Source organism: Kitasatospora sp. NPDC093558 (assembly GCF_040683475.1).
In the GTDB taxonomy this organism is placed as follows: domain Bacteria; phylum Actinomycetota; class Actinomycetes; order Streptomycetales; family Streptomycetaceae; genus Kitasatospora.
Window position 1 is genome coordinate 1 of sequence record NZ_JBFBDY010000879.1, and the last position, 2,245, is coordinate 2,245.

At 70.6% G+C, this 2,245-nt stretch carries 2 protein-coding genes; both read right to left on the reverse strand.

Translation table 11 applies throughout. From position 1 onward, the window contains the following. Window positions 1-85: 85 nt before the first annotated feature. Window positions 86-385, reverse strand: a complete 300-nt coding sequence (locus AB0O00_RS36450; RefSeq protein ID WP_329924615.1) for a DUF4193 domain-containing protein — start codon at window positions 383-385, stop codon at window positions 86-88. A gap of 613 nt (window positions 386-998) precedes the next feature. After that, window positions 999-1,979, reverse strand: a complete 981-nt coding sequence (locus AB0O00_RS36455; protein WP_363658996.1) for an acyl-ACP desaturase — start codon at window positions 1,977-1,979, stop codon at window positions 999-1,001. Window positions 1,980-2,245: the final 266 nt, after the last annotated feature.

The following is a 2,245-nucleotide window of genomic DNA, read 5'->3' on the forward strand; positions in this document are numbered from 1 at the left end:
GTCCGGCTCCGCTGCCCGGAGCCGGAAGGAGCTTGGTGCCGGCCCCGCGCGAACCGCGGGTGCCGGGCCGTGTCCGCCGCGGTGCTCAGGCGCCGCAGTCCCGGCAGATCGGGTTGCCGTTCTTCTCGCTGTAGAGCTGACTGCGGTGGTGCACGAGGAAGCAGCTCATGCAGGTGAACTCGTCGGCCTGCTTCGGCAGGACGCGAACGGCGAGCTCCTCGTTCGAGAGGTCGGCGCCGGGGAGCTCCATGCCCTCGGCCGCATCGAACTCGTCGACGTCGACCGAGCTGCCGCCCTTGTCGTTCCGCCGAGCCTTGAGCTCCTCGATGCTGTCCTCGTTGACGTCGTCGTCGGTCTTGCGTGGGGTGTCGTAGTCCGTTGCCATTTTTCGCTCTCCCCCTCCGGGTTGTGCGGTGTGTGCGGTATCTCCAGCGCACGTAACGCATGGGGGGTCGGTCTTGTGCCCGACCCGAGGCGGAGATTTTGCCTTACTTCAAGCCCTGTTACTCAATCGACACTCAGCCCGGGGTCCGTTGGGGTGATCCACGCGGGCGCGGGAGGCCTCACGCTGGGCCATCTCCGGGCCCCTCGGGAGCCCTTCGGACGGCGACTCAGAGTGAGCGCGGGCCGTGCGGGTACCCGCAGAATCCCTTGCCCAGCAGCGGTGCCCGTCAACCGTGTGCACGCGCTCGGGCCGGAAATCCGGTCACGGACGGCGATCGGGGCGTCGGAAGTCATGATCACTCTCCGAGTTCGGAACGCGCCATGGAGCGACACGGTGTGAGCTTGGTCACGTTCAGAATCTTCCGGGGCAAATCACGGAAAATCCACCCACTCCGAACCCCCCGACGGCCCTCGGGAGCGCCCCCGCGACCGTGCGCCGCCCCGGAGGACGGCGCACCGGCGGACGTTGCCCTGCGGGGCGCGCTGGGGGCCTGTCTTCAAGCCCCTGCCTGCCGTGCGGCGTCGGGGGGACGACGGGGGCTTGAAGACAGGCCCTAGGACGCCTGGCGCGCGGCCCGGCGAGCCAGCAGTGCGGCCTGCCGCTCCTCGAACTTGCGGGCCTGTCCGTCCAGGCCGTCGAGGAAGAGCCCGAGCTCGTCCTGGGCCATCAGGCCCTCCGCGCCGAGGCCGTCGAGCTCCATCACCCGCAGGTGCCGCAGCACCGGCTGCAGCACGTCGTCGTGGTGGATGCGCAGGTTGTAGACCCCGCCGATGGCGATCTGCGCGGCGGCGCGCTCGAAGCCGGGGATGCCGTGTCCCGGCATCCGGAAGTCGGTCACGACGTCGGCGATGGCCCGCATGGCCTGGTCCGGGGCGATCTCCAGGGCGGCCTTGAGCAGGTTCCGGTAGAAGACCATGTGCAGGTTCTCGTCGTTGGCGATCTTCGCCAGCAGCTGGTCGCACAGCGGGTCGCCCGCGTACTTGCCGGTGTTGCGGTGCGAGATGCGGGTGGCGAGCTCCTGGAAGGCCACGTACGCGACCGAGTGCAGCATGCTGTGCGCGTTGTCGGACTCGAAGCCCTCGGACATGTGGGACATCCGGGCCCGCTCCAGCTCCACCGGGTCGACGGCCCGGGTGGCGAGCAGGAAGTCGCGGATGGCTATCCCGTGCCGGCCCTCCTCGGCGGTCCAGCGGTGCACCCAGGTGCCCCAGGCGCCCTCGCGGCCGAACATCGTCGCGATCTCGTGGTGGTAGCTCGGGAGGTTGTCCTCGGTGAGCAGGTTGACCACGAGGGAGACCCGGCCGAGCGCCGTCACCTGGGACTGCTCCAGCGACCAGGCCTCGCCGCCGAGCACGCCGTCGAAGTCGCGGCCCTGGCTCCACGGCACGAACTCGTGCGGCATCCACTCCTTGGCCACCGCGAGGTGGCGGTTGAGCTCCTTCTCGACGACCTCTTCGAGGGCCAGGATCAGCCGCGTGTCGGTCCAGGCGCTCGATCCGAGCGAGGTGCTGCGCTGCACAGGGGCGATGGTCACGGGGCTTGCTCCCGGGGGGACGGCACGCGCGGGACGGGCGCGCTGGGCGGGCACGTCGGGGGACGCGCGGAGGGACGCACTTACGGTTGCGTAGGTTACGACACCGTAAGTTGCCCGGGCCGGAAAAGACAAGCCGCCCCCGCCTGGCCTTATGTCGTCTTGACGGGCCTGGCGGGGGCGGCTGGGAACGGTCGCTTACGGAGGGCGGCGGACACGGACGGCGGTACGGGCGCCGGCGGGGGCGGCCCGGCGGGCCCCGCAGCGGC

Coding starts and splice junctions, on each gene's coding strand:
- AB0O00_RS36450 (WP_329924615.1), bottom strand. CDS start 385: ATGGCAACGGACTACGACACCCCACGCAAGACCGACGACGACGTCAAC.